We start from the raw sequence: 23,625 nt of genomic DNA, 5'->3' as shown, positions 1-23,625 counted from the left end.
CCCGCAATGTTACGTCGGGCTCTCCTGCCGGCCGTCGTGGGCGTAGTCACCGTCGAACTCGTCGCGGGGCTCGTCGAGCGGGTCGCCGCCGGCCCGGCGCCGGGTCTCCTGCCCCTGCTGCCGCCGTTCCAGCTTGCGTCGCCGCTCGGCCGCCTCGTCCAGTTCCTCGGCCAGCCGGGCCAGCTCGGAGCGGAGGAAGTCGCGGGTCGCCACGTCGCCCATCGCGATCCGCAGGGCCGCGATCTCCCGGGCCAGGTATTCCGTGTCCGCCTTCTGCATGGTCGCCCGGCGCCGGTCCTCGTCCAGCGCGATCCGGTCCCGGTCCGCCTGCCGGTTCTGCGCGAGCAGGATCAGCGGGGCCGCGTACGAGGCCTGGAGCGAGAGGATCAGGGTCAGGAACGTGAAGGTGTACGGGTCGAAGCGCAGGTCGGCCGGGGCGAGCGTGTTCCACAGGAACCAGGCGGCGAGGACCAGGGTCATGTAGACCAGGAAGTTCGCCGTGCCCATGCCCCGGGCGATCCCCTCGGCCCACCGGCCGAAGGAGTCCGCGTCGATCCGGGGCAGATGCAGGCCCCGGGGGGCGCGCGGCTGGTCCAGCCGCTCGCCGCGTCGCTGCTCAGTCATCGTCCACGGTCCCGTCGTCGGTGGCGGACGGGGTCGGCGCCGCGTCCCGGTCCCGCCAGTCGCGCGGCAGGGAGTGGTCCAGCACGTCGTCCACGGTCACCGCGCCGACCAGCCGGTTGTTCCCGTCCACCACCGGCATCCCCACCATGTCGTAGGTGGCCATCCGGCGGGTGATCTCGGGCAGCGGGGTCGACGTGCGGAGCGGGTCGATGTCGTTGACCACGATCCCGCCGAGCATGTCGGCCGGGGGTTCGCGGAGCAACCGCTGGAAGTGCACCATACCCAGGTAGCGCCCGGTCGGCGTGGTCAACGGCGCCCGGGTCACGAAGACCTGCGCGGCCACCGCGGGCGAGAGCTGCACCTCGCGGATCCGGGCCAGCGCCTCGGCGACGGTGGCGTCCGGCGGCAGGATCACCGGCTCCGACGTCATCACGCTGCCGGCGGTGCCGGAGGCGTAACGCAGCAGTTGGCGTACCGGGTCGGCCTCGTCCGGCTCCATCAGGTCGAGCAGCACGTCCTGCTCCGGCGGGGGCAGTTCGTTGAGCAGGTCGGCGGCGTCGTCCGGGTCCATCTCCTCCAGCACGTCGGCGGCCCGTTCCCGGTCCAGCGCGGCCAGGATCTCCACCTGGTCGTGCTCGGGCAGCTCGCTCAGCACGTCGGCCAGGCGCTCGTCGTCGAGCGCGGCGGCCACCTCGTTGCGCCGGGCGTCGGGCAGGTCCTGGAGGGCGTTGGCCAGGTCGGCCGGGCGCATGTCCTCCAGCACGGCGAGCAGGTTGGCCGTACCCCGGTTGTCGCCGACCGCGCCCAGGCCGCGGACCCGGTCCCACTCGACCTGGTGGAGGTGGCCGCGGCGGGTGAGCCGGTTGGTGTGCTCGCGGACGGCGACCCGGGTCAGCGCCCACTCGCCGCCCCGGCTGCACTCCATGGCCACGTCCACCACCGAACCGGCCGGACCGGAGTCGAGCTGGACCCGCCGGTCGAGCAGCTCCTGAAGGACCAGCAGCTCGTTCGGACGCTTCTCGAAGCGGCGCAGGTTGAGGGTGCCGCTGCCGAGCACGACGGCGTCCGGGTCGATGGAGGTGATCCGGTTGATGGAGAGGAAGATGCGTCGCCGCATCGGCATCTCGGCGACCAGCCCCACCACCTCCGGCGGTCGCTGGGTCGGACGCATCCGGGCCACGGCGTCACGGATCCGGCCGACCTGGTCGCCGTTCGGGTCGAAGACGGCGACTCCGGCGAGTCGAGCGATGTAGACCCGGTTCGGCGTGCTCACGGGCACCAGCCTAAGGGCCTAGTGTCTACCAACATGTCGACCCTGTCCTACGAGATCGTGGACGTCTTCACCGATCGCCCGTTCGCCGGCAACCCGCTGGCCGTGGTGTTCGGCGCGGAATCGCTCGCCACCGAGCAGATGCAGGCGCTCGCGCAGGAGTTCAACCTGTCGGAGACGGTCTTCGTGCTGACGCCCACCCAGGTCGGCGCGACCTACCGGGCCCGGATCTTCACCCCGGTCGACGAGCTGCCGTTCGCCGGGCACCCGAGCGTCGGCGCCGCGGTGACGGCGAGCCGGCGCGGCGTGTTCGGTGTGGGCAGGGTCACCCAGGAGTGCGGCGCCGGGGTGCTGCCGATCGAGGTGACCGCCACCGGCGCGACGCTGACCGGCGGCACCCCCACCCTCGGCCCGGAGCTGGACCCGGAGCCGCTGCTGGAGATCGTCGGGCTGACCGCGGCCGACCACGCCGGGCCGCCACCCCGGGTCGCCGGGTGCGGCCTGGAGTTCCCGTACCTCCCGGTGCGGTCGGACGCGGTGGCCCGGGCCAGGCTGGACGCGGCGGCGGCGGAGCGGTACGGCGTGGAGCACGTCAGCCTCTTCTCCTGGGACGCCGACGCGCAAACCGCGCACGCCCGGGTCTTCGTGCCCGGCCTCGGCGTCCCGGAGGACCCGGCGACCGGTTCGGCCGCCCTGGGCCTGGGAGTCTGGCTGGTCGCCAGCGGCCTGCTGCCCGGGGAGGGGCGCTCGGCCTACGCGGTACGCCAGGGCGTCGAGATCAACCGCCCGTCGTCGCTGGCCTGCACGGTGACCGCGGCCGGCGGGACGGCGGTGGGCGCGACGGTGTTCGGCCAGGTGGTGCCGGTGGCCCGCGGCGAGATCAGCGTCCCGCCCTTCGTCGGCTGAGCCGTCCCGCCCTTTCGTCGGCTGGGCCGTCCCGCCCTTTCGTCGGCTGGGCCGTCCCCGCCCTTTCGTCGGCTGGGCCGTCCCGGTCAGGTGACGGCCCGAACGCGGCCCGGGGCGGTCCCTCTTTCGGATGCCTTTCGAGCTGAGTCGATGATGATGTCAGGGTCCGTCGTGCGGTGGTCGCGGACGGACGGCCGCTATGCCGGGCCCGTGCTCCGGGTCTGCTTCCGGCTGAGTCGTTTCTGATATCAGCTCGAAAGGGCGACGAGCGCCGCCCCATCGGCCCGGGCGGAGACGCCGGAGCCGGGCGGGGCCGCCGGCTCCGGGCTGTGCGCGCCGGGGCGCGGGATGCGGGAGGATGGCGGGGTGAGCGACGAGGTGGACGAGCGGGTGACCCCGCCACTGCTGGACGAGGCGGTGAAGAAGGCCGCCGTCTGCTGGGTGAGCGTTGCCGGAGGCCCGGCGTACGCGCTCTGGTGCCTGCCGCTGGACGGCGCGCTGCTGGTGGTGACCGGGCCCGGCGAGCAGGCCGCGCCCGGGCTGGCCGACGCCGACACGGCCGACGTCACGCTGCGCGGCGACCACGGCGGGCGGATCGTCAGCTGGCCGGCCCGGGTGACCCGGCTGCGGCCGGGCGCCGAGGAGTGGGACACCGCCGCCCCGCTGGTGGCGGCGAAGCGGCTCAACGCGTCCGGGTCGGCCGCCGAGCTGGTGGCCCGGTGGGCGGCCGAAGGCTGTGCGCTCAACCGGCTGACGCCGGCCGGCACGGCGGTGACCGGAGCCGACCTGCCGGCCGACTCGTTGGCCGAGCAGCCCCGCCCGGCCCCGGCGGTCCGGGCCGTCCGCAAGCCGTTCCGCCTGCACAGGGTCCGCCGCCGCTGATCGTCCGCTCAGTCCTTCAGGGGCGCGGCGTCGGCCGGCACCGGGACCGGCTCGACCCGGCGACCGGCGCGCGCCCCACCGAGCACGACCACGGCCACGCCGGCCAGCAGCAGCGCCAGTCCGGGCAACGCGAGCGGTCGGGGCAACTGGCCGAGCCAGGCCCAGCCGATCAGCGCCGCGCCGGGCGCCTCCAGCAGGATGAGCACGCTGACCGTGGTCGCGGAGACCCGGTGCAGGGCGTAGTTGAACATCGAGTGCCCGAGCAACTGGGCGCCGGCCACCAGGCCGATGATCGCCAGCCACGTCCCGCCGTCCCAGCCGTGCAGGCGGACCCCGCCGAGCAGGCAGACCACCAGCAGGATCACCGCACAGACGCCGTAGCAGATCGTGGTGTAGGTGGTGGTGCTGATGCTGGCCCGGGCGCGCTCGCCGAAGGCGGTGTAGACGGCCGCGAACATGCCCCCGACCACGGCCAGCAGGTCACCGCCGAAGGCCCGGCCGGAGACGGCGAAGTCGGCGCCGGTGGCGAGCGCCGCGCCGAGCACCGCCACCCCGATGCCGGCCCAGACCGCGACCGGGAGCCGCCGCCCCTGCCAGCGGGCGATCAACCCCTGCCACACCGGCTGCGTCGCGCCGAGCGCGGTCGCGGCCGCCACCGTGGTGAGCTGCGCGCTCGGCATCCAGGTGGCGAAGTGCGCGGCCAGCGCCACCCCGGAGAGAACGCAGTAGAACCCCTCCCGCCGGCCCGGCCCGACGGTGAGCGAGCGGAGTTCGGCCCGCCGTCGGGCCAGCGCCACCGGGCCGAGCACCGCGACCGACAACGTGTTGCGCCAGAACGCGATGGCCAGGGCCGGGGCGGCGGCGAACGCCACCAGCGGCGCGGAGGAGGAGACAGCGGCGACGGCCAGGGCGAGCGCGCCGAGGGTCGGCGCGCCCAACGGTGGGCGGTGCGGAGCGGTGGGCACGGAAAGCAATCCTCACACGGACACCCGACACCACGGAACGTCAGCGCTCCGTTACGATCACGCATCATGCTCAGGTTCCGCGCGGTGCTGTTCGACTTCTTCGGCACCCTGACCCACAGCGTCCAGCGCGGAGCCGCCCACGGCACCATCGCGGAACTGCTCGGCTGCTCCACCGAGGCGCTGGTCGAGGTGCTCGACGGCAGCTTCTACGAGCGGGCCAGCGGGTTCTTCGGCGACGCCGAGTCGACCATGCGGTGGGTCTGCGCGCAGGTCGGCGTACGCCCCTCCGACGCGGCCGTCCGCGCCGCCGTCGCCTCCCGTCACCGGGCCGTCCGGGCCGACACCCGGCTGCGCCCGGAGGCGGTGCCGGTGCTGGCCACGCTGCGCCGCCGGGGCGTACGCACCGGGCTGGTCAGCGACTGCACCCACGAGCTGCCGGCGTTCCTGCCCCAGCTCGCGGTCGCCCCGCTGCTCGACGCCCAGGTGTTCTCGGTGCAGGTGGGCCGCTGCAAGCCGGACGCGGCGCTCTACCTCGCCGCCTGTCACCGGCTCGGCCGCGCCCCGGCCGACTGCCTCTACGTGGGCGACGGCGGCAGCCAGGAACTCACCGGCGCGGAGCGGGTGGGGCTGCGCGCGTTCCGACTGGCCGCGCCGGACCTCGCCGGGCACATGGTCTTCAACGCCGACGACGGCTGGGACGGGCCGGAGCTGGCCTGCCTCACCGACGTGCTCGACCTGCTCGAACCGGTCGCCGTCGGCTGATTCCGGTCGGCCGAACTGTGGCCGTTCCGGCCACCGGCCAGGCCGCCGTGCACGACAGTGCGGGGGTGGGGGCGGACCGGCACGACGCGGCGGAGCAGGGCACCGTCGTCACGCCCTCGGCCGAGTTCCCGCCGCTGGACGACGCGGAACGGGCCGCGCTGGGCCGGATCGGCGCCCGCTGGCACGGCCCGCGCCGGGCCGACGACCTGCCCGTGGACCCGACGCCGGGCCGGCGTGCGGGCCGCCCGGCGCCCACCCGGTTCGGCCGGCTCACCCCGATCGACCTGTTCACCGTGGCGCAGCCGGACGAACTGGTCGCCACCGGCGCGGCGCACCTGCCCGGCAACCGGTTCGGCCGGGCGGTCACCCGGATCCGCCGCACCCTGGTCGGCCCGCCGCTGGCCAGCTCCTCGGTGCTCTACGAGCGGATGCGCAAGCTGGTCGCGTTGCCGGTGCTCTCCTCGGACCTGCTCAGCTCCGTCGCGTACGGGCCGGAGGCCATGCTCGTCGTGCTGGTCCTGGCCGGCAGCGCCGCGCTCGGCCTCGCCCTGCCGCTGGCCGCGCTGCTCGTCGTGCTGATGGTCGCGGTCGGGCTCTCCTACCGGCAGACCATCCCGGCCTACCCGCACGGCGCCGGGTCGTACATCGTGGCCGGGGACAACCTCGGGCGTACGCCGGGGCTGGCCGCCGCGGCCGGGCTGATGCTCGACTACGTGCTGACCGTGTCCGTGTCGGTGGCCGCCGGGGTGCACGCGGTCACCTCGGCGCTGCCCGGCCTCACCCCGTGGACCGTGCCGCTCGGGGTCCTGGTGATCGGCGTGCTGCTCGCCGGCAACCTGCGCGGCGTACGTACCGCCGGCAACATCTTCGTGCTGCCCACGTACGCCTTCGTGGTGGTGGTCCTCGCGGTGCTGGCGGTCGGCTACGCCAAGGCCGCGGCGCGCGGCTTCGCGCCGGTGCCGCCGCCGTCGGTGCCCGCCACGGAGGGGCTGGGCCTGCTGCTGGTGCTGCGCGCGTTCTCCTCCGGGGCGGTGTCGATGACCGGCATCGAGGCGGTCTCCAACGCGGTGCCCGCGTTCCGCCCGACCGAGTGGCGCAACGCCCGCACGACGCTGGGCTGGATGGTCGCCATGCTGGTCACGCTCTTCGCCGGTCTGGTCGGGCTGATCCACCTCGACGGCCTGGTGCCGCGCGCGGACGAGACGCTGTTGTCCCAGCTCGGCCGGGTCACCTTCCCCAGTGGGCCCGGGTACGCGATCCTCCAGGCCACCACCGCGCTGATCCTGCTGCTGGCGGCGAACACCGCGTTCAACGACTTCCCCCGGCTGCTCTTCTTCATGGCCCGCGACGGCCACGCGCCGCGCCGGTTCCTGCACATGGGTGACCGGCTGGCGTTCAGCAACGGCCTGGTGGCGCTCGCCCTCGCCGCCGCGGGCGTCTTCGTCGCCTTCGGCGGGCACACCGAGCGGCTGATCCCGCTCTACGCGGTCGGCGTCTTCCTCGCCTTCACGCTGTCGCAGACCGGGATGGTGGTGCACTGGCACCGCCGGCCGGGCCCGGGGCGGCGGCGCCGGCTCGCGGTCAACGCGGTCGGCGCGACGCTGTCCGGGCTGGTGCTGGTGACCGCCGCGGTCGCCAAGTTCACCGAGGGCGCCTGGGTGGTGGTGGTCGCGGTGCCGCTGCTGGTGCTGCTCTTCCGGCGGATCCACCGGCACTACGCCACGCTGCACCGGGCCCTCGCGCTGCACCCGCCCCCGCCGGGTCCGTCCGGCCCCGCCGGGTCCGCCGAGGGCGAGGAACTGCCCCAGCAGGTACGCCACCTGGTGATCGTGCCGGTGGCCCGGCTGAACCGGGCCTCGCTGCGGGCCCTGGCGTACGCGACCTCACTCGGTCGGCCGACGCTGGCCGTGCACATCGCGCCGGAGGAGGCCGAGGCGGACCGGTTCCGCGAGCAGTGGCGGGCCTGGGGCGACCACCTGCGGCTGGAGACCATCGTGTCGCCGTACCGGTCGGTGATCGGGCCGCTCGCGCACTATCTGGAGGCGTTGCACAGCAGCCGGCCGGAGCTGACGCTGACCGTCATCGTGCCGGAGGTGGTGCTGCGGCGACGCCGGCACCGGCTGCTGCACAGTCGGGCCGAGCAGCGGTTGCGGGCGGCGTTGCGGGCCCTGCCCGGCGTCGTGGTCACCAGCGTCCCGGTACACGTGTCGCAGTGACGTTTCACAGGTACCCGGCGAAGTGGTCGGTGACCAACGCGGCGATCGCCGCGGCGTCCCGGCTGCCGTCCACCTCGACCACGCGGATCCCGAGCGCGTGCGCGGCGGCGACCGCGTCGGCGGCGACCAGCTCGTCGCGGGCGATCCGGTTGCGCCGGGCCCGTTCCGGGTCGCTCACCCCGGGGTGTCGGGCGGTCGCCCGGGGCAGCCGTTCCACCTGGTACGCGCGGAACTCCGGCGTCGGCACCAGCACCACCATCTGCCGGGTCGACCCGACCACCGGCGCGACCAGTTCCGGACGCAGCCCCCAGCCCTCGGCGATCACCCGGCCTCCGCTGACCAGGGCGCTCAGGTCGTCCAGCACCCACTCGAAGCGGCGCGGGAACCCGGCGAGGGTCTCGGCCGCCATCCGCCGTGGGTCGGTCGCCACCCACGTCTTCTCCGGGTCGGGCCCGTCCGGCGGTTCTCCTCGGCGGACCCGGTCGGCGATCCGCCGGTCGTCGTGTCCCCGCGCGTCGTGGCGGTCGTAGAGGTAGGCGGTCAGCCCGTGCCGCAACGCCAACGTGACGGCGAGCGTGGTCTTGCCGGCCCACTGCCCGCCGCCGATCCAGAGGGCACGGCGGGCGGTGGCCAGGGGATCGAAGTCCATGCCCCGACCCTGCTCCCCGCCAGCGCCAAGATCAAGTCTTGTTCTCGGCGTCGGAGCGTGATGAAGTGAGGGGGAGGGACAGGTCAGACGTCGTGGACCTCCAACACCCGGGTGGTGGGGGCGGCGTCGCCCAGCTCGGCCCGCAGCGCGGCGCGCTCCGGGTCGGCGAGGAACGCGTCCAGCCCGGCGCGGGCGGTGAAGCGGATGACGTGCACCTCGGTCTGCCCGTCCCCGGTGCGCAACCGCCGTTCCAGCCGGCCGCCGTGCCGGTCGAGCAGCGCCAGCACGGCGTCCTCGTAGCGTCGCCCGGCCGGCGCGTCGGCGCTCAGGTCGACCAGCGCGACCAGCAGGACCTCGTTCCCCGTCGTCATGGGCCGAGTCTGGCAGCGCGGGCGACCCCGCGGCGACCCCGCCGGCGACGTGCCGGGGCGGCGACGCCTCGGGCGGCGATCCGGTGGGCGGATCCCCTCAGGCGTCGATGCCGACCGCCTTCGCGCTGGCCGTCCAGAGCCGCGCCGCCAACGCCGGGTCGGCCGCCTTCGGCCGGGGCCGGTGCGGCTTGCGGTCGGCGTAGTAGCCGCCGTCCACCAGCCGGGACGGGTCCTGGCGGGCGAGCCAGACCAGCGTCTCCGCGCCCTTCTCCGGGCTGCGGAACGGCAGCAGGCGCATGCCGAGCGCCACCAGGCGGCTCTCGTTGCCGAAGCGGGTGCGCACCACGCCGGGGTGGAACGCGTACGCCGGCAGCTCCGGCCAGCGCCGCGCGGCCTCGGCGGTGAACAGGATGTTCGCCTGCTTGCTGGTGCCGTAGGCGCGGAACGGCCGGTAGTGGCGCAGCGACGCGTTCAGGTCGTCGGGGTCGAGCACGCCGCTGCGGTGCGCGTCGGAGGCGGTCACCACCATCCGGCGGACCCGGTCGGCGAGCAGGTTGCTGAGCAGGAACGGGGCCAGGTGGTTGGCCTGCATGCTCAGCTCGAAGCCGTCGACCGTGGTGATCGGTTCGAGGGCGATCGCGCCGGCGTTGTTGGCCAGCACGTCGATCCGGTCGTAGTGCTCGCGCAGCCGCTCGGCGAGCCCGCGTACGTCGTCGAGCACGGCGAAGTCGGCGCGGAACAGCTCCGGCTGCTCGCCGCAGGACTCGCGCACCCGCTCCCCGGCGGCCCGCAGCCGGGCCGGGTCGCGGCCGACCAGCACCACCTGGTCGCCACGGCGGGCCAGCTCGACGGCGGCGGCCAGCCCGATGCCCGAACTGGCCCCGGTCAGCACCACGATCCGACGCTCAGTGAGATCTTCCACAGGTCCATTCACCCCGGTCACGGCACGAGGTTACCGTGGCGTCACCACGCCCTTTGGGATCGTTAAGTTCTCGACATCCACCGCCCGCGTCGGCCCCGTACGGCCGGACGCTGGAAGGAGCGCATCCATGGCCGTTGTCGGTCGCCCCCGCCGGTCCTGCCTCGCGGTACCCGGCTCCAGCGTCAAGATGCTGGGCAAGGCCCAGGGTCTCCCCGCCGACCAGGTCTTCCTCGACCTGGAGGACGCGGTCGCCCCGCTGGCCAAGCCGGACGCGCGCAAGAACATCGTGGCCGCGCTGAACGACGGCGACTGGACCGGCAAGACCCGGGTGGTCCGGGTGAACGACCTGACCACGCCGTGGACCTACCGGGACGTCATCGAGGTGGTCGAGGGCGCCGGGGCGAACCTGGACTGCATCATGCTGCCGAAGGTGCAGAACGCGGAGCAGGTGCACTGGCTGGACCTGCTGCTCACCCAGATCGAGAAGACGCTCGGTCTGGAGGTGGGCCGGATCGGCATCGAGGCGCAGATCGAGAACGCCGCCGGTCTGGTCAACGTGGACGCCATCGCGGCCGCCTCGCCCCGGGTGGAGACCATCATCTTCGGTCCGGCCGACTTCATGGCCTCGATCAACATGAAGTCGCTGGTGGTCGGCGCGCTGATCCCGGACTACCCGGGCGATCCCTACCACTACATCCTGATGCGCATCCTGATGGCCGCCCGGATGCACGACAAGCAGGCCATCGACGGCCCGTTCCTGCAGATCCGGGACGTGGACGCGTTCCGCGAGGTGGCGAAGCGCTCGGCCGCGCTGGGCTTCGACGGCAAGTGGGTGCTGCACCCCGGCCAGATCGACGCGGCCAACGAGGTCTACTCGCCGGCGCAGGCCGACTACGACCACGCCGAGCTGATCCTCGACGCGTACGACTTCTACACCTCGGAGGCGGGCGGGAAGCTCGGCGCGGTGATGCTCGGCGACGAGATGATCGACGAGGCGTCCCGCAAGATGGCGCTGGTGGTCGCGGCCAAGGGCCGGGCCGCGGGCATGACCCGTACCTCGTCGTTCACCCCGCCCACCGAGTGACCGCACGCCGCTGACGTCGCCGGGCCGCCCCCTCGCCGGGGGCGGCCCGCGCGCGTCAGTAGCTGCTGGAGCTGTCCGAGTTGACCGCGATCACGATCATCACGATGTAGAAGACGATCAGGGCGACCAGCAGGGCGGTGAGGATCCAGCCCACGATGATGGCCGCCTTGGCCATGCCCTCGCCCTGCTCACCGGTCTCCCGGATCTGCTTGCGCGCGACATGGCCCATGATCGCGCCGATCGGGGCGGTGATGCAGGAGGTGAAGCCGACCAGCGAGAGCACCAGCGCCACGATGGCCAGCGAGTTCGTCTTGCTGGTCGGCGGCGCGTAACCCGGGTAGGCGCCCGGCGGCGGGTACGCCCCGGGCGGCGGGTAGCCGCCGGGCACCGCGTACGGGTCTCCGGCGGGCTGCGGGTAGGGCGACTTCGCGACCGCGTACGGGTCGACCGGCGCGTACGGGTCGACCGGCGGGCTCGACTGCGGGTCCTGCCAACCACCGGGGGGTGGGGGATAGCTCATCTGATCATCTCCAGGTACGTGGTCCGGGTCAGGGTAGCCACCCGGGCGCAACACGGAGGACCCCCTTTCCGGGTGCCGCGTTGCCCGGAAGGTCCACAGCGGGCAGGATCCTCGACATGGCACTTGACGCGCGTGGTGGTCGGTCGCGACGGGACATGAGCCGGCCGGGGTCGGTGCGCCGCCCGCGCGGCGGCGAGCCGACGGGCGCCGCCGACCAGGAACGGTCCGAGCCGCTCCCGGAGACGGCCACCATGCGCCTGGACGGCCGGGTCGCCCTGGTCACCGGCGCGGGCAGCGCCGACGGCATCGGGTACGCGACCGCGCGCCGGCTGGCCGACCTGGGCGCCCGGGTGGCGATCGTGTCGACCACCCGCCGGATCCACGACCGCGCCGGCGAGCTGGGCGTCACCGGCTTCGTCGCCGACCTCACCGACGAGTCCGAGGTCGGCGCGCTCGCCGACGCCGTGGCCGAGCAGCTCGGCGACGTCGAGGTGCTGGTCAACAACGCCGGCCTGGCGAGCCGGGCCAGCCCGGAGGTGCTGCGGCCGGTGGCCCAGCTGACCTACGACGAGTGGCGCGGCGAGATCGACCGCAACCTGACCACCGCGTTCCTGTGCAGCCGCGCGTTCATCGTGGGCATGGCCGAGCGGGGCTGGGGGCGGATCGTCAACCTGGCCGCCACGGCCGGGCCGGTCAACGCGCTGCCCACCGAGGCGGGCTACGCGGCGGCGAAGGCCGGCGTGGTCGGGCTGACCCGGGCGCTGGCGATGGAGATGATCGCCGACGGGGTGACCGTCAACGCGGTGGCGCCCGGCATCATCCACACCGCGGCGTCCACCCTGGCCGAGATCAAGCAGGGGCACGGCACGCCGGTGGGGCGCCCGGGCACGCCGGACGAGGTGGCCGCCGCCATCGCCTTCCTCTGCTCACCGGCCGCGTCGTACATCACCGGGCAGATGCTGGTGGTCGACGGCGGCAACAGCGTCCGCGAGGCGCAGTTCCGCTGAGCGGTCAGTAGCCGGTGCCGTTGTCGGAGTTGGCCCAGATGGCCAGCCCGATCCAGCCGCAGCACGCGATCACGCCGAGCACGGTGAAGACGTAGCTGAGGATCAGGCCCCAGGTGGCGAGCTGGTCGCCCTCCTCGCCGGTCTGCCGGATCTGCCGCTTGGCCAGGTGGCCGCAGACGATGCCGGCCGGCGCGAAGACGAACGCGAAGACCAGGGACAGGATGGCGAGCACGTTCGGGCCGCCGCGGGGGCGCTGCCCCGGGCCGGACGGGCCGTACTGGCCGTAGGGCGGCTGCGGGGCGTACGGCGGCTGCTGTCCCCACTGCGGGTGCTGCTGCCCGTACTGCGGCTGCCCGTAGGGCTGGCCGTGGCCCGGCGGCTCGTACGGCGACGGTGGCTGCTCGTCGGTCACGTACGCCCCCCGGATCGCAGGTCAACGGCCCTCTCTCTTGCGGACGCTACCCGCAGCGGTGAACCTTTTCACAGCGGTTGTGTGGACTGGTCACCTTGGCGCGGCCGGTCCCGGGGCCGATACTGACCGAGCGTTCAGTTACCCATGAGTAATGCGCCGACCCCGGAGGCTGAGATGGCCCGACTCGCCCAGACGCCCGGCCTGACCGACGTGCAGCGGTCGATCCTGGAAACCGTCCGGGAGTTCGCCGACAAGGAGATCATTCCGCACGCCCAGCGGCTGGAGCACGCCGACGAGTACCCCGCCGACATCCTCGACGGGATGCGCGAGATGGGGCTGTTCGGCCTCACCATCGACGAGGAGTACGGCGGTCTGGGCGAGTCCCTGCTGACCTACGCGCTCGTGGTCGAGGAGCTGTCCCGGGGCTGGATGTCGATCTCCGGCATCGTCAACACCCACTTCATCGTGGCGTACCTGATCTCGCAGCACGGCTCGGCCGACCAGAAGGCCCGGCTGCTGCCCCGGATGGCGACCGGCGAGGTGCGCGGCGCGTTCTCCATGTCGGAGCCCGAGTGCGGCTCGGACGTGTCGGCGATCAAATCGAAGGCGGTCCGCGACGGCGACTCCTACGTCCTGAACGGCCAGAAGATGTGGCTGACCAACGGGGCGTACTCGTCGGTGGTGGCCACCCTGGTCAAGACCGACACCGGGGCCGACTCGGTCTACGGCAACATGAGCACCTTCCTGCTGGAGAAGGAGCCCGGCTTCGGCGAGACCGCGCCCGGCCTGACCATCCCCGGCAAGATCGACAAGATGGGCTACAAGGGCGTCGAGACCACCGAGATGGTGCTCGACGGCGTCACCGTCCCGACCTCCGCCGTGCTCGGCGGCGAGGAGAAGGTCGGCCGCGGCTTCTACCAGATGATGGACGGCATCGAGGTGGGCCGGGTCAACGTCGCCGCCCGCGCCTGCGGCATCTCGATCCGCGCGTTCGAGCTGGCCGTCGCGTACGCCCAGCAGCGCAAGACGTTCGGCCAGCCGCTCGCCCGGCACCAGGCGATCGCGTTCAAGCTCGCCGAGATGGGCACCAAGATCGAGGCCGCGCACTCCCTCATGGTCAACGCGGCCCGACTCAAGGACGCCGGTCAGCGCAACGACGTCGAGGCGGGCATGGCCAAGCTGCTCGCCTCGGAATACTGCGCCGAGGTGGTCCAGGAGGCGTTCCGCATCCACGGCGGCTACGGCTACTCCAAGGAGTACGAGATCGAGCGCCTGATGCGCGAGGCGCCGTTCCTGCTGATCGGCGAGGGCACCTCGGAGATCCAGAAGACGATCATCTCCCGCGGCCTGCTCAAGGAGTACAAGCTGTAAGGAAGGGCCCCTTCTTAACGTCTCCGGTAGAGCAGGGGTCCCCTCTTAACGCGTCGGCCGGCGCGTGACGTGGTCGGTGGCGGGCAGGTGCCGGCGGGCGCGTTCGACCAGTGCGGCCGGCTCGTCGGCGTACAGCCGGATCTCCCGCACCGGCGCGCTCGGTCCCTTCGGCAGCGGCACCGACAGCGGCTCGCGCAGCACCACGTCGATCGCGGTCTGGCTGCCGACGCCGAGGTTGAGCACCGCCGGGTCGTCCGCGTCGTACTGGACGGCCCGGCTGGACGGCAGCGAGCGGCGACGGAACGACACCTCGGCGACGGCGGTCCACGGGATCGTGACGTCGATCGAGACGCCGTTGCGCACCCGCAGGCCGGCGTCGTCGACGACGTGCGGGTGGATTCGGAGGCTGGCCAGCAGCCCGACCATCCACAGCACGCCCCACACCCCGAGCCCGATCGCCGCGTGCCGCACCGTCGGCTGGTCGACGGTGTGCCGCAGGATCACGTCGAGGACCGGGATCTCGATCGTGGACAGGACGATGAAGGCTAGCAGGATCGCCTGCACCCCGCCGACGTAGGCGTAGGTCTCCGCGCCCGGCGCCACCGGGTACGGCCGGCGCAGGATCCACCGGGTGAGGCTGCGCCACATGCCCCACTCGTACGCCACCACGCGCCGCGCCAGCCGGAACGCCCGCCTCATCACCGCACCCCCTCGTTTTCAATGCAGTCGTAATGTAAAATGTCCTCGGCGGCGTGTCAATGCAGTCGTATTGTGAAACTATGGGGGCATGCCGAAGCGGGTCGACCACCGGGAGCGTCGCGCGCTGATCGCCGACGCGTTGATGCGGGTCGCGGCCGAGCAGGGGCTGGAGGCGGTTAGCCTGCGTCACGTCGCCGCCGCGGCCGAGGTCAGCCCCGGGATGGTGCAGCACTACTTCCGTACCCGGGACGAGATGATGGTCTTCGCGCTCGCCGTGGTGCGCGAGCGCAACGAGGCCCGGATCCGCCGGGCGGTCGAGCCGCTCGGCGCGACGCCGGCGCCCCGCACGCTGCTGCGGACCATGCTGGCCGAGCTGCTGCCGCTGGACGAGGAGCGGCGTGTGGACGGCCGGGTGGCCCTGGCCTTCCTCGCGTACACCGCCGTCCGGCCAGCGGTGGCCGCCGCGCTGCACGACGAGACGGCCGCGCTGCTGGCGTTCGTGACCGGGCAGATCGCCGCCGGGTCACCGCTCGTGGCGGACGGCCGGCTGGACCCGGAACGGGCCGCGGTCGGGCTGCTCGCCGTGATGGAGGGGCTCGGCATCTACGTGCTCGGCGGCCACTATCCCCCGGAGACCGCGCTGGCCGCGCTCGACGCCCAGCTCGACCTGCTCTTCGGCCCCGAGCTGTCGCCCGGTGCCCTCAGCCGCGACGGGACAGCCCGGCGGCGGCCCGCTCGACGATGAGGCACCTGTCCTCGACGTAGTCGATGCCGGCCTCCTCGGCGATCCGCCGCGCCTCGGCGGAGACGATCCCGAGCTGCAACCAGACCGCCGGCGCGCCGATCGCCACCGCCTGCCGCACCACCTCGACCGCGTCCCGCGCGGGCCGGAACACGTCCACCAGGTCGACCGGGTGCGGGATGTCGGCCAGCGTCGGGTAGGCCTTCTCGCCGAACAGCTCGTCCACCGTCGGGTTCACCGGGATGATCCGCCAGCCGTGCCGCTGCATCTCCAGCGGTACGCGGTGCGCGGCCTTGCCCGGGTCGCGGGAGGCCCCGACGACGGCGATCACGGCGGAGTCGGCGAGGAGCTGCTGGGCGGAACGCATTCGCCGAGACTAACCCGCCGACCCGGTCACAGCAGCGAGAGCTGTTCGGCGGCCGGGGCCGGCGGCGGCGTCTCCGGCAACCGGTGGTTGTCGCCGGTCTCGCCCCGGTGCAGCCCGTGCCGGCGGGCCGCCATCCGCACCCGCGCGGTCACCTCCCGCTGGTAGGCCTGCGGCGCGTAGGCCCCGGCCCGGTAGAGCTGGCGGTAGCGGGGCACCAGGTGCGGGAACTCCCGGGCCAGCCAGCGCGCGTACCACTCCCGCGCGCCCGGGCGCAGGTGCAGCGCCAGCGGGGTCACGCCGGACGCGCCGGAGGCGGCGATCGCGGCCACGGTCGCGTCGATCGACTCCTCGTCGTCGCTGAGGCCGGGCAGGATCGGGGCCATCAGCACCCCGACCGCGAAGCCGGCGTCGGTCAGCCGGCGGACCGCGTCCAGCCGCCGGCGCGGGCTGGGCGTGCCCGGCTCGGCGACCCGCCAGAGCGCCTCGTCGACGAAGCCCACCGAGTAGGACAACCCGACCCGGGTCACCTCGGCGGCCTGGCGCAGCAGCGGCAGATCGCGCAGCAGCAGCGTGCCCTTGGTGAGGATGGAGAACGGGTTGGCGAAGTCGCGCAGCGCCTCCAGGATCGGCGGCATCAGACGGTAGCGCCCCTCGGCCCGCTGGTAGCAGTCCACGTTGGTGCCCATGGCGACGTGCGCGCCGCGCCAGCGTGGGGCGGACAGCTCCCGGCGGACCAGCTCGCCCGCGTTGACCTTGACGACCACCTTGCGGTCGAAGTCCGCCCCGGCGTCGAGGTCGAGGTAGGTGTGCGTGTTGCGGGCGAAGCAGTTGTGGCTGACCACCCCGTTGGCGATGAAGTCGCCGGTGCCGGTGGTGATGTCCCACAGCGGCAGCTCCAAGCCGAGATCCTCGACCGCTGTCACCTGGAGCCGGGCCGCGCACTTGAGCGCCGTGCCCTCGATCGAGCGGCGCCCGGTGGCGGCCGGGTCGGTCAGGTGGAAGAAGCGCAGTCGCTCCGGCAGGCCGCCGGTCAGCCGGAGCTGGCACGACCCGGTGCGGTTGCCCGGCTCGTCGCGCACCCAGCGGAAGGCGAACCGGTCGAGGGCCTCGGCGGCGTGGCGGCAGCGCCGGTCGTCGGCGACGCCGATCCGAAACACGCCTCGGCGGCAACTCCCGGCGGCGTCGAACAGGCCGGCGAGGAAACCCAGCCGCCAGTCGTCGGTCGGCTCGTCCGGCGGCCGGACCAGGTCGGCGACGGCCCCGACCAGGGCCGAGCCGGTCGTCCGCATCGCCGTCGCCGCCCGGCGACCGCCCCGGCCGCTCGTCTGCTCGACGTCGACCCCGGCGTCGGCGAGGAACCGCTCCGCCCGCTCCAGCGCCTCGGTCGCGGAGGTGGCCAACCGGAACCGGGTGCCGGGCCGGTCGGCGCCGCGCACCAGCGCGTGCAGGTAGCCCCGGCGGTAGTCGGTCGAGCGCTTCGGCGCGACGGCGAACCGCCCGGTGCCGAGCAGGCGGTTGCGGGTGGTTAGGTAGGGGCGTCGCGCCCCGCCGCGCATGCTGCCGGTGACGTGCTTCCAGCCGCGTTCGGTCAGGAACCGGTGGTCGCCGCTGGCCACCAGCGTCGTGCCGTCGGCCAGCGTGACCCGGTGGGCCCGCTTCACCGTCGACCACTTGTCGAGCACCGTGGTGACGACGTAGTGGCGGTAGGCGCCCCGCCGCTCGGTGCCGTAGATCCGGTCGCCGGGCTCCAGCTCGCTGATCGCCCGGGTGCGACCGTCCGCCATCAGGATCGGCGTGTCACCGGACAGGCAGTAGGTGCACGCGTGGGAGCAGCCCCGGTAGGGATTGATCGTCCACTCGAACGGCACGCGGGACTGCCCGGGCACCCGGTTGATGATCGACTTTGCCTGCACCTCGTAGAAGGTCATGCCGGCGAAGTCGGGGGTGTCGAACGTGCGGGCGACCGCGTGGGGCAGCGCCAGCGGCAGGGGTGGAGCCGCCGGCGCTGCCCGGTCAGGAGCCCCCTCGTCCGGGGGAGCGGAGAGGTTGTCCCAGCGCATGGGCTTCATTCGAACACGTGTACGAACGATGCGCAAGTGACGCGCCGGACACCGGCCGCCGCCACGCCCGGGGCGGGTGCAGGATGGAGGCATGGAGACGTCGACCTTCGTCTACGACGGCGACTGCGCGTTCTGCACCAGCTGCGCGCAGTTCATCGAGCGCCGGATCCCCACCGGGGCCCGCGTGGTGCCGTGGCAGTTCGCCGACCTGTCGGCGCTGGGCCTGACGGAGGCCGAGTGCGAGGAGGCGGTCCAGTGGGTGGGCGCGGACGGCTCCCGCGCCGCCGGGCCGGACGCCATCGCCCGGTTGCTCGGCGACAGCGGGCCGATCTGGCGGGTCGCGGGGGCCGGGCTGCGCTTCGCGCCGGTACGCGCCGCCGCCTGGCCGGCGTACCGCTGGGTGGCCCGCAATCGCCACCGGATGCCGGGCGGGACGGCCGCGTGCGCGCTGCCCCAGGAGGCCCGGGAGCGGTTGTACGGCCCGACCGGCCGCCCCGACCCGACCCCCTGACCGGTCGGCCGTCCCTCAGCCGCCGGAAGTGGAACCGGCGGTCGGGTCCGGTGCGGCCGTCCGGGCCGTCGAGGCGGACGCGGCGGGAGCCGGATCGGCCGACGGCGCGGAGCGGGGGCCGTCGGCGACGGCGGGAGCGGCCGGGCGGTCGCCGCGGCCGAGCAGGCGCCGGGCCAGCACCACCGGGCGGACCTTCTCCAGCGGCAGGAAGCTGGTCATCGCCACCAGGTGCGGCGCGAACGAGATGGTGATCGTCGCGACGGTCACCAGGTGGAACGAGTAGAAGAAGCCGACGACGGCCGGCCGCCACCGGGCCGGGAGCACGAACACCAGCGGGCTGAGCAGCTCGAACGCCAGGATGCCGAACTGGGCCACGATCAGCAGGTGCGGGACCTGCGCGATCAGGTCGGCGAGATCGGTGCCCCGGCGGATGATCGCCCGGGCCAGCACCGAACCGGTGGCCCAGTCCAGGCCGCCGAAGCGGAACTTGGCCCAGGCGGCGAGGAAGTAGGTGCAGATGACCGCGATCTGGGTGACGCGCAGCGCCCATCCGCCCGCCTCGGTGCGGGTCGGGTCCCCGTGGCGGGCCCGGCCGGCGGTGGGCAGCACGGCCAGCGCCACGAGGAGCCCGAACCGGTCGTGGTCGACCTTGCCGTAGCTCATCGCCACGATCATCCACTCGAAGTAGAGCGCGAAGACCGTCCAGCCGAGCAGCCGTGGCGCGCGGCCGGTGGCGGCCAGCAGCGCGGCGACCAGCAGCACCCAGAAGACCACACCGACCAGGGCGGGGGTGGGCGTGGGCAGCGGGAGCAGCCGGCCCACGAGCAGCGGCTGGTAGAGGTCGCCCGGGACGTCGACGCGGGTGCGTACCCAGGGGGTGAACACGACCAGGTCGGCGGCGACGAAGAGGTAGACGAGGGTGCGGAAGGCGGCCACCCGGCCGCGCGGCACCGCCTCGGTGAGCCAGCCGGTCATCCGGTCTCCCACCGCACGGCGGTGCGGTCGGTCCACTCGCCGGTCGGGCGTCCGCCCTGGATGTCGTACCAGCGGACCACGATCCGCACCTCGACCAACGCCGGGGCGTCGGGGTGGCGTTCGGCGTACGCCTCGGCGACGGTGCGCAGCAGACTCGGGTCGCTCGCGTACCGGTCCTGCTGGCCCTCGATCTCGGCCCGGCGGATGCCGGTGGCCTCCTGGCCGAGGGACACCACCGCCCCGGTGCGGTCGACGCCCTCCACCCGGGTGTCCGGCGCGGGCGCGTTCGGCGGGTCGGAGGTGGAGTACATCCGGAACGGTCCGAACGGGAAGTCGTCGTCGGTGCCGTAGACCGTGCCGAGAAGGAGCAGCGCCGCCCCGAGCAGGGTGGCGCCCAACCGGACGGCGCGCCCGCGGGTGGTCAAGGTCTCCATCGCGTCGTGACGCTACGGGAGGGAAGCGCCCGAATCTGTCCCTCAATCGGCCAATTCTCGCTGCCCGTCCCGACCGTGCCACGCGGACGTGACACGCCGCCGGCCGGGCCCGTGGTCGGGCCCGGCCGGCGGCGGAAAGTGCTCAGTGCTTGTGCTCGGCCAGCTTCTTGCGGACGTCGTCCATGTCCAGCTGCTGCACCTGCTCGATCAGGTTCTCCAGCGCCGACTCGGGCAGGGCGCCGGGCTGGGCGAAGACGATCACGCCGTCCCGGATCGCCATCACGGTCGGGATGGAGCTGATGTTGAACTTGGCGCCCAACTCCTGCTGCGCCTCGGTGTCGACCTTGCCGAAGACGATCTCCGGGTGCTTCTCCGAGGAGCGCTCGTAGACGGGGGCGAAGCGCTTGCACGGACCGCACCAGTCCGCCCAGAAGTCGAGCAGGACGATGCCGTCGCGCCCGGTCACCTCGTCGAAGTTGGCCGTGGTCAGCTCAACCGTTGCCATTGCTCTCTCCGATCACCGCGGATTGCTGTACGTCCGGTGGAACCAGGGTCGATCCATGGGAATTCCCGTGACCTGCGCGACGAAACGCTGCGCAGCCCGACGGTGACCCAGGGCACATCGAGGTCCATCTGTACAAGCGGCCGTGCGGAACGCAAGTGCAGGCCGCATTTGCGTGACGGGACGTGATGGGAGCGTTTCCAAGGAGATCGCGCTCTGTTTCGGCTACGAATCGGTAACTTGCCCTCTGACGAGCGGGGATCGGGCCTGCGGAGATCGCTTCCCGGGGGGTCGACGGTGACGGTGAGTAGTGTTACGAAAAGATAAATGTGACGTCCGTCTCTGTCGTCACCGTACCGTCGTACGGCAGAATCTCTCACATCAGAGCGTGGGCGGCGGGTGCCGGGGAGGGCCCCGCCGCTCATTGCGTCTCCACCCAGGTGGCGCCCGGTGTGACTTTTCCGCCGGGGGAGCGCCCCCGTTCTCGCCTTAACAAGCGGTAAGGCATGCTGTGCCGAACTCCATCGCCGCCCGTCGAAGGGGACAAGGATGCAGTTCGGCCGCTACTACGAGGAGTTCGAGGTCGGCGCGGTCTACCGGCACTGGCCGGGCAAGACGGTCACCGAGTACGACGACCACCTCTTCTGCCTGCTCACGATGAACCACCACCCGCTCCACATGGACGCCCACTACGCGGAGTCCGCCTCCCAGTTCAAGCGCAACGTGGTGGTCGGCAACTACATCTACTCGCTGCTGCTCGGCATGTCGGTGCCCGACGTCAGCGGCAAGGCGATCGCCAACCTGGAGATCGAGTCGTTGCGGCACGTCGCACCGACCTTCCACGGCGACACGATCTACGGCGAGACCACCGTGCTGGACAAGCGGGAGTCGGCCTCGAAGCCCGACCGCGGCGTGGTCGCGGTGGAGACCCGCGGCTACAACCAGGACGGCACGATGGTCTGCGTGTTCCGTCGCAAGGTCATGGTCCCGAAGAAGGAGTACGCGGCCGCCGCCGTCCCGGCCGGCGTCGACCCGGAGCGTCCGAGCTTCCCCGAGCCGCGCTGATCCGCGCACCCCGGCCGGCAGGGCCCCGTACCCGTTCCGCGGGGACGGGGCCCTGACCCTCTTCCGGGGCATATGCTCTGGCTGGAGGTCCCCATGAGCCACTCCGTCGCCGGAGAGCCGCCCTCTGCCGGTCGCCGTGCCGCACCGCTCACCACCGCCGCCTACTCGGCTGCGGAGTGGGACCTGCTCACCGACCTGCCGGGTCGAGTCCTCGTCGCCGCCGCCTCGCCCGGTCCCGGGCGTCCGCCCCGCGGCGTCGCCGCCGGACTGGCCGGCCTGGACGCGGTGGCCGCCGGCCGGGCCTTCGACAGCGATCTGATCCGGGCCGTGGTCACCGCCATCTACGCCCGCCACGACGGGGCCGCCGTCCGGGACGAGCGCCTCACCGACCTGGTCGACCTGCTCGCCGCCGCGCGGGCCGCGGTACGGGTGCTGCGCCGCCGCGCCGATCCGGCGGACTCGGCCGCCTACCGGCAGTGGGTGGAGTCGGTGGCGGCCCGGGTGTGCCGGGCCGACGACCTTCCGCCGAGTCCCGCCGACCGCCGGTTTCTGGACCGGTTGGGCGGGGCGCTCGACCTGCGCTGACCGCCGGCGCCGGCGGGCCGTACCCTCTGCAGACCGTGACCGACGACCAGCTCGACGTGGGTGTGGGGCCCTGGCCCGGTGACCCGCCGGACGACCCTCGCTACGACCCGGAGCTGCTCGCGGCCGGCGACCGGCGCAACGTGGTCGACCGCTACCGCTACTGGCGGCGGGAGGCCGTGGTGGCCGACCTGGACCGGCGGCGGCACGACTTCCACGTGGCGATCGAGAACTGGCAGCACGACTTCAACATCGGCACCGTGGTCCGCAACGCCAACGCCTTCCTCGCCGCCGAGGTGCACATCGTCGGGCGGCGCCGGTGGAACCGCCGGGGCGCCATGGTGACCGACCGCTACCAGCACGTCCGGCACCACCCGACGATCGAGGAGTTCGTCGCCTGGGCGGCCGGGGAGCGGCTGCCGGTGGTCGGGATCGACAACCTGCCCGGCTCCCGGCCGCTGGAGACCAGCGTCCTGCCGCGCCGCTGCGTGCTGCTCTTCGGCCAGGAGGGCCCGGGGCTGTCCCCGGTGGCCCGGACGGCCTGCGACACGCTGTTCTCGATCGCCCAGTACGGCTCCACCCGTTCCGTCAACGCGGGCGTGGCCAGCGGCATCGCCATGCACGCGTGGATCCGGTCGCACGCGGGTCCGCCGCCGGACTGACGCGCCGCGGGTCCGCCGTCGGGCGGAAATCCCACGCCGGTCGGCCCGCCCCGCTTGACGCCTCGCCGGCCCGGGGTGACGGTGAGGACGTGACTGTCGCGGTGAGTTGTCCGAAGTGCGCGGGCCCGGTACGCGAGCCCGACCTGATGCACGGCGAGTACCGGTGCCTGCGCTGCGGGCCGGTCGCGCCCCTGCACGTGCCGGAGCACATCGGCGCCGAGATCATGGCCAGCGTGGTGGAGCGGGTGGCCGCCGACGGGGAGCCGGCCGACCGGCCCGGCATGCCGCTGTGGTGCCCGTGGCCACTGCCGCCGGGCTGGACGCTGACCGGGGTGGCCTGGGCCGGCGACGACCGGGCCGGGGTCCGCGCCACCGTGGTCGCCTGCGCCGGCCCGGCCCCGCTCGACGGTGGACCGGCCGACCTGATCTTCGTCGCCGAGGAACCCGGCGTCGGTCTCGGTTCCCGCTTCGCGGGACTGCCCGGCCCCGACCCCGGCCCGCAGGTCGAGGAGGCGCTGACCGATCCCGGCCCTGGTCACCCCGAGCGTCTGCCGCACGCGAAGATCCGGGTGGGCGGCCATCCCACTCCACTGTGGCTCGTCCGTTCCGAAACGGATCGAAGTGCGTACGCCGGCGAGGCTCGGGGAATGTGGCTCCATGCGATAGCCTGGCCGGCGAGTGCGGGTCACCTCCTCGCGGAAGAAGTCGTGCTGCACGACCTCACCGAGTGGACACCGCCCGAACTCGTGTACGGCGCACCGTCCCCGTACCTGCACGGGCAGGCCTGACCGGCCGGCACCGGCGAGTCGGGGAGCGGACGCAGATATTCACGGACAGACACCATGCTGATACTCTGGGTGCCGCTGCGGTAAACGGACCCGGCTCCGCGCGAGAGGATGGCCCGCTATGGTCAAGAAGGTCCTCACCTGGGCCGGCATCGCATTCTTGATCTTCTTCGTTGCGTACCGGCCCAACTCCGCCGCCGACGTCTTCAAGTCCCTGGGCGGCGGCATCATGGACATCGCACAGGGCTTCGGCGACTTCTTCACCAACCTGGTCGCCTAA

General features: G+C 73.2%; 28 protein-coding genes. 14 read left to right on the top strand and 14 right to left on the bottom strand.

Annotated elements, in window-relative coordinates; all coding sequences use genetic code 11:
* Positions 1-9: 9 nt before the first annotated feature.
* Complete coding sequence (locus GA0070622_RS30005) at positions 10-624, bottom strand: DUF1003 domain-containing protein (RefSeq protein WP_091582711.1); 615 nt, start codon at positions 622-624, stop codon at positions 10-12.
* Positions 617-1,897 (bottom strand): magnesium transporter MgtE N-terminal domain-containing protein, encoded by a 1,281-nt coding sequence (locus GA0070622_RS30000; protein WP_091582706.1) that lies wholly within the window; start codon positions 1,895-1,897, stop codon positions 617-619. The genes GA0070622_RS30005 and GA0070622_RS30000 overlap by 8 nt, the downstream gene beginning before the upstream one ends.
* Before the next feature lie 33 nt (positions 1,898-1,930).
* On the opposite strand from GA0070622_RS30000, the gene GA0070622_RS29995 reads away from it, so the two are divergent.
* Positions 1,931-2,800, top strand: a complete 870-nt coding sequence (locus GA0070622_RS29995) for a PhzF family phenazine biosynthesis protein (protein ID WP_091582703.1) — start codon at positions 1,931-1,933, stop codon at positions 2,798-2,800.
* Between the two features lie 348 nt (positions 2,801-3,148).
* On the top strand, positions 3,149-3,682 hold the full coding sequence (locus tag GA0070622_RS29990; protein ID WP_176710594.1) for a hypothetical protein: 534 nt from the start codon (positions 3,149-3,151) through the stop codon (positions 3,680-3,682).
* 8 nt (positions 3,683-3,690) lie between these two features.
* Here GA0070622_RS29990 and GA0070622_RS29985 read toward each other — a convergent pair whose 3' ends face one another.
* Positions 3,691-4,647: a DMT family transporter gene (locus tag GA0070622_RS29985; protein ID WP_091582698.1), complete on the bottom strand. Its 957-nt coding sequence runs from the start codon at positions 4,645-4,647 to the stop codon at positions 3,691-3,693.
* 66 nt (positions 4,648-4,713) lie between these two features.
* Between GA0070622_RS29985 and GA0070622_RS29980 the strand changes: the two genes are divergently transcribed.
* Together GA0070622_RS29980 and GA0070622_RS29975 are read left to right on the top strand one after the other, a co-directional pair.
* Positions 4,714-5,409 (top strand): HAD family hydrolase, encoded by a 696-nt coding sequence (locus GA0070622_RS29980; protein ID WP_091582694.1) that lies wholly within the window; start codon positions 4,714-4,716, stop codon positions 5,407-5,409.
* Positions 5,410-5,474: 65 nt separating this feature from the next.
* On the top strand, positions 5,475-7,625 hold the full coding sequence (locus GA0070622_RS29975) for an APC family permease (RefSeq protein ID WP_091584235.1): 2,151 nt from the start codon (positions 5,475-5,477) through the stop codon (positions 7,623-7,625).
* Positions 7,626-7,629: 4 nt separating this feature from the next.
* On the opposite strand, the gene GA0070622_RS33350 is transcribed toward GA0070622_RS29975, so the two are convergent.
* The 3 genes from GA0070622_RS33350 to GA0070622_RS29960 all read right to left on the bottom strand — a co-directional run bounded on the left by GA0070622_RS33350 (position 7,630) and on the right by GA0070622_RS29960 (position 9,567).
* Positions 7,630-8,274 carry a hypothetical protein gene (locus GA0070622_RS33350; protein WP_091582689.1) on the bottom strand — a complete coding sequence of 215 codons (645 nt, stop codon included), beginning with the start codon at positions 8,272-8,274 and terminating at the stop codon, positions 7,630-7,632.
* A gap of 83 nt (positions 8,275-8,357) precedes the next feature.
* The gene (locus tag GA0070622_RS29965; protein WP_091582686.1) at positions 8,358-8,645 is read right to left on the bottom strand and encodes a DUF1330 domain-containing protein; all 288 of its coding nucleotides are present in this window, start codon (positions 8,643-8,645) and stop codon (positions 8,358-8,360) included.
* A 97-nt stretch (positions 8,646-8,742) separates the two neighbouring features.
* Positions 8,743-9,567, bottom strand: coding sequence for an SDR family NAD(P)-dependent oxidoreductase (locus GA0070622_RS29960; protein WP_176558732.1), 825 nt, complete (start codon positions 9,565-9,567; stop codon positions 8,743-8,745).
* Positions 9,568-9,694: 127 nt separating this feature from the next.
* Here GA0070622_RS29960 and GA0070622_RS29955 point away from each other — a divergent pair, with 127 nt between their 5' ends.
* Positions 9,695-10,651 (top strand): HpcH/HpaI aldolase/citrate lyase family protein, encoded by a 957-nt coding sequence (locus GA0070622_RS29955; protein ID WP_091582678.1) that lies wholly within the window; start codon positions 9,695-9,697, stop codon positions 10,649-10,651.
* Positions 10,652-10,706: 55 nt separating this feature from the next.
* On the opposite strand, the gene GA0070622_RS29950 is transcribed toward GA0070622_RS29955, so the two are convergent.
* On the bottom strand, positions 10,707-11,171 hold the full coding sequence (locus GA0070622_RS29950) for a DUF4190 domain-containing protein (RefSeq protein WP_091582673.1): 465 nt from the start codon (positions 11,169-11,171) through the stop codon (positions 10,707-10,709).
* Positions 11,172-11,287: 116 nt separating this feature from the next.
* Here GA0070622_RS29950 and GA0070622_RS29945 point away from each other — a divergent pair, with 116 nt between their 5' ends.
* Positions 11,288-12,178 (top strand): SDR family NAD(P)-dependent oxidoreductase, encoded by an 891-nt coding sequence (locus tag GA0070622_RS29945; protein WP_091582669.1) that lies wholly within the window; start codon positions 11,288-11,290, stop codon positions 12,176-12,178.
* Positions 12,179-12,182: 4 nt separating this feature from the next.
* Here the strand turns inward: GA0070622_RS29945 and GA0070622_RS29940 are convergent, their stop codons facing one another.
* Positions 12,183-12,590, bottom strand: a complete 408-nt coding sequence (locus tag GA0070622_RS29940; RefSeq protein ID WP_091582666.1) for a DUF4190 domain-containing protein — start codon at positions 12,588-12,590, stop codon at positions 12,183-12,185.
* A 174-nt stretch (positions 12,591-12,764) separates the two neighbouring features.
* On the opposite strand from GA0070622_RS29940, the gene GA0070622_RS29935 reads away from it, so the two are divergent.
* Positions 12,765-13,961 (top strand): acyl-CoA dehydrogenase family protein, encoded by a 1,197-nt coding sequence (locus tag GA0070622_RS29935; RefSeq protein WP_091582663.1) that lies wholly within the window; start codon positions 12,765-12,767, stop codon positions 13,959-13,961.
* 45 nt (positions 13,962-14,006) lie between these two features.
* Here the strand turns inward: GA0070622_RS29935 and GA0070622_RS29930 are convergent, their stop codons facing one another.
* Entirely contained in the window at positions 14,007-14,660 is a 654-nt protein-coding gene (locus tag GA0070622_RS29930) for a PH domain-containing protein (RefSeq protein ID WP_091582659.1), read from the bottom strand.
* 88 nt (positions 14,661-14,748) lie between these two features.
* Between GA0070622_RS29930 and GA0070622_RS29925 the strand changes: the two genes are divergently transcribed.
* Positions 14,749-15,405: a TetR/AcrR family transcriptional regulator gene (locus GA0070622_RS29925; RefSeq protein WP_091582655.1), complete on the top strand. Its 657-nt coding sequence runs from the start codon at positions 14,749-14,751 to the stop codon at positions 15,403-15,405.
* Here GA0070622_RS29925 and GA0070622_RS29920 read toward each other — a convergent pair.
* Both GA0070622_RS29920 and GA0070622_RS29915 read right to left on the bottom strand, forming a co-directional pair.
* A complete protein-coding gene (locus GA0070622_RS29920; protein ID WP_091582652.1) occupies positions 15,362-15,769 on the bottom strand; it encodes a CoA-binding protein in 408 nt (135 codons plus the stop codon). The two genes, GA0070622_RS29925 and GA0070622_RS29920, sit on opposite strands and share 44 nt — an antisense overlap.
* A 26-nt stretch (positions 15,770-15,795) precedes the next feature.
* The gene (locus tag GA0070622_RS29915) at positions 15,796-17,829 is read right to left on the bottom strand and encodes an intein-containing Rv2578c family radical SAM protein (RefSeq protein ID WP_091582648.1); all 2,034 of its coding nucleotides are present in this window, start codon (positions 17,827-17,829) and stop codon (positions 15,796-15,798) included.
* A 91-nt stretch (positions 17,830-17,920) separates the two neighbouring features.
* On the opposite strand from GA0070622_RS29915, the gene GA0070622_RS29910 reads away from it, so the two are divergent.
* A complete protein-coding gene (locus GA0070622_RS29910) occupies positions 17,921-18,340 on the top strand; it encodes a thiol-disulfide oxidoreductase DCC family protein (RefSeq protein WP_091582643.1) in 420 nt (139 codons plus the stop codon).
* A gap of 15 nt (positions 18,341-18,355) precedes the next feature.
* Here the strand turns inward: GA0070622_RS29910 and GA0070622_RS29905 are convergent, their stop codons facing one another.
* The 3 genes from GA0070622_RS29905 to trxA form a co-directional block, all read right to left on the bottom strand.
* The gene (locus GA0070622_RS29905; RefSeq protein WP_245666907.1) at positions 18,356-19,315 is read right to left on the bottom strand and encodes an MFS transporter permease; all 960 of its coding nucleotides are present in this window, start codon (positions 19,313-19,315) and stop codon (positions 18,356-18,358) included.
* Positions 19,312-19,749 carry a hypothetical protein gene (locus GA0070622_RS29900; protein WP_091582640.1) on the bottom strand — a complete coding sequence of 146 codons (438 nt, stop codon included), beginning with the start codon at positions 19,747-19,749 and terminating at the stop codon, positions 19,312-19,314. The genes GA0070622_RS29905 and GA0070622_RS29900 overlap by 4 nt, the downstream gene beginning before the upstream one ends.
* 142 nt (positions 19,750-19,891) lie before the next feature.
* Complete coding sequence (trxA, locus tag GA0070622_RS29895) at positions 19,892-20,254, bottom strand: thioredoxin (protein WP_091582637.1); 363 nt, start codon at positions 20,252-20,254, stop codon at positions 19,892-19,894.
* A gap of 546 nt (positions 20,255-20,800) precedes the next feature.
* Here trxA and GA0070622_RS29890 point away from each other — a divergent pair.
* The 5 genes from GA0070622_RS29890 to GA0070622_RS32770 all read left to right on the top strand — a co-directional run bounded on the left by GA0070622_RS29890 (position 20,801) and on the right by GA0070622_RS32770 (position 23,625).
* Positions 20,801-21,316: a MaoC family dehydratase gene (locus tag GA0070622_RS29890; RefSeq protein ID WP_091582634.1), complete on the top strand. Its 516-nt coding sequence runs from the start codon at positions 20,801-20,803 to the stop codon at positions 21,314-21,316.
* Positions 21,317-21,409: 93 nt separating this feature from the next.
* The gene (locus tag GA0070622_RS29885) at positions 21,410-21,901 is read left to right on the top strand and encodes a hypothetical protein (protein WP_091584233.1); all 492 of its coding nucleotides are present in this window, start codon (positions 21,410-21,412) and stop codon (positions 21,899-21,901) included.
* 35 nt (positions 21,902-21,936) lie between these two features.
* On the top strand, positions 21,937-22,560 hold the full coding sequence (locus GA0070622_RS29880) for a TrmH family RNA methyltransferase (protein WP_091582631.1): 624 nt from the start codon (positions 21,937-21,939) through the stop codon (positions 22,558-22,560).
* An 89-nt stretch (positions 22,561-22,649) separates the two neighbouring features.
* Complete coding sequence (locus GA0070622_RS29875) at positions 22,650-23,348, top strand: DUF6758 family protein (protein WP_342672789.1); 699 nt, start codon at positions 22,650-22,652, stop codon at positions 23,346-23,348.
* A 118-nt stretch (positions 23,349-23,466) separates the two neighbouring features.
* Positions 23,467-23,625 (top strand): hypothetical protein, encoded by a 159-nt coding sequence (locus tag GA0070622_RS32770; RefSeq protein ID WP_013283898.1) that lies wholly within the window; start codon positions 23,467-23,469, stop codon positions 23,623-23,625.

The organism is Micromonospora sediminicola, from assembly GCF_900089585.1.
Classification (GTDB): Bacteria; Actinomycetota; Actinomycetes; order Mycobacteriales; family Micromonosporaceae; genus Micromonospora; species Micromonospora sediminicola.
This window is presented reverse-complemented; position numbering and strand designations above follow the sequence as displayed.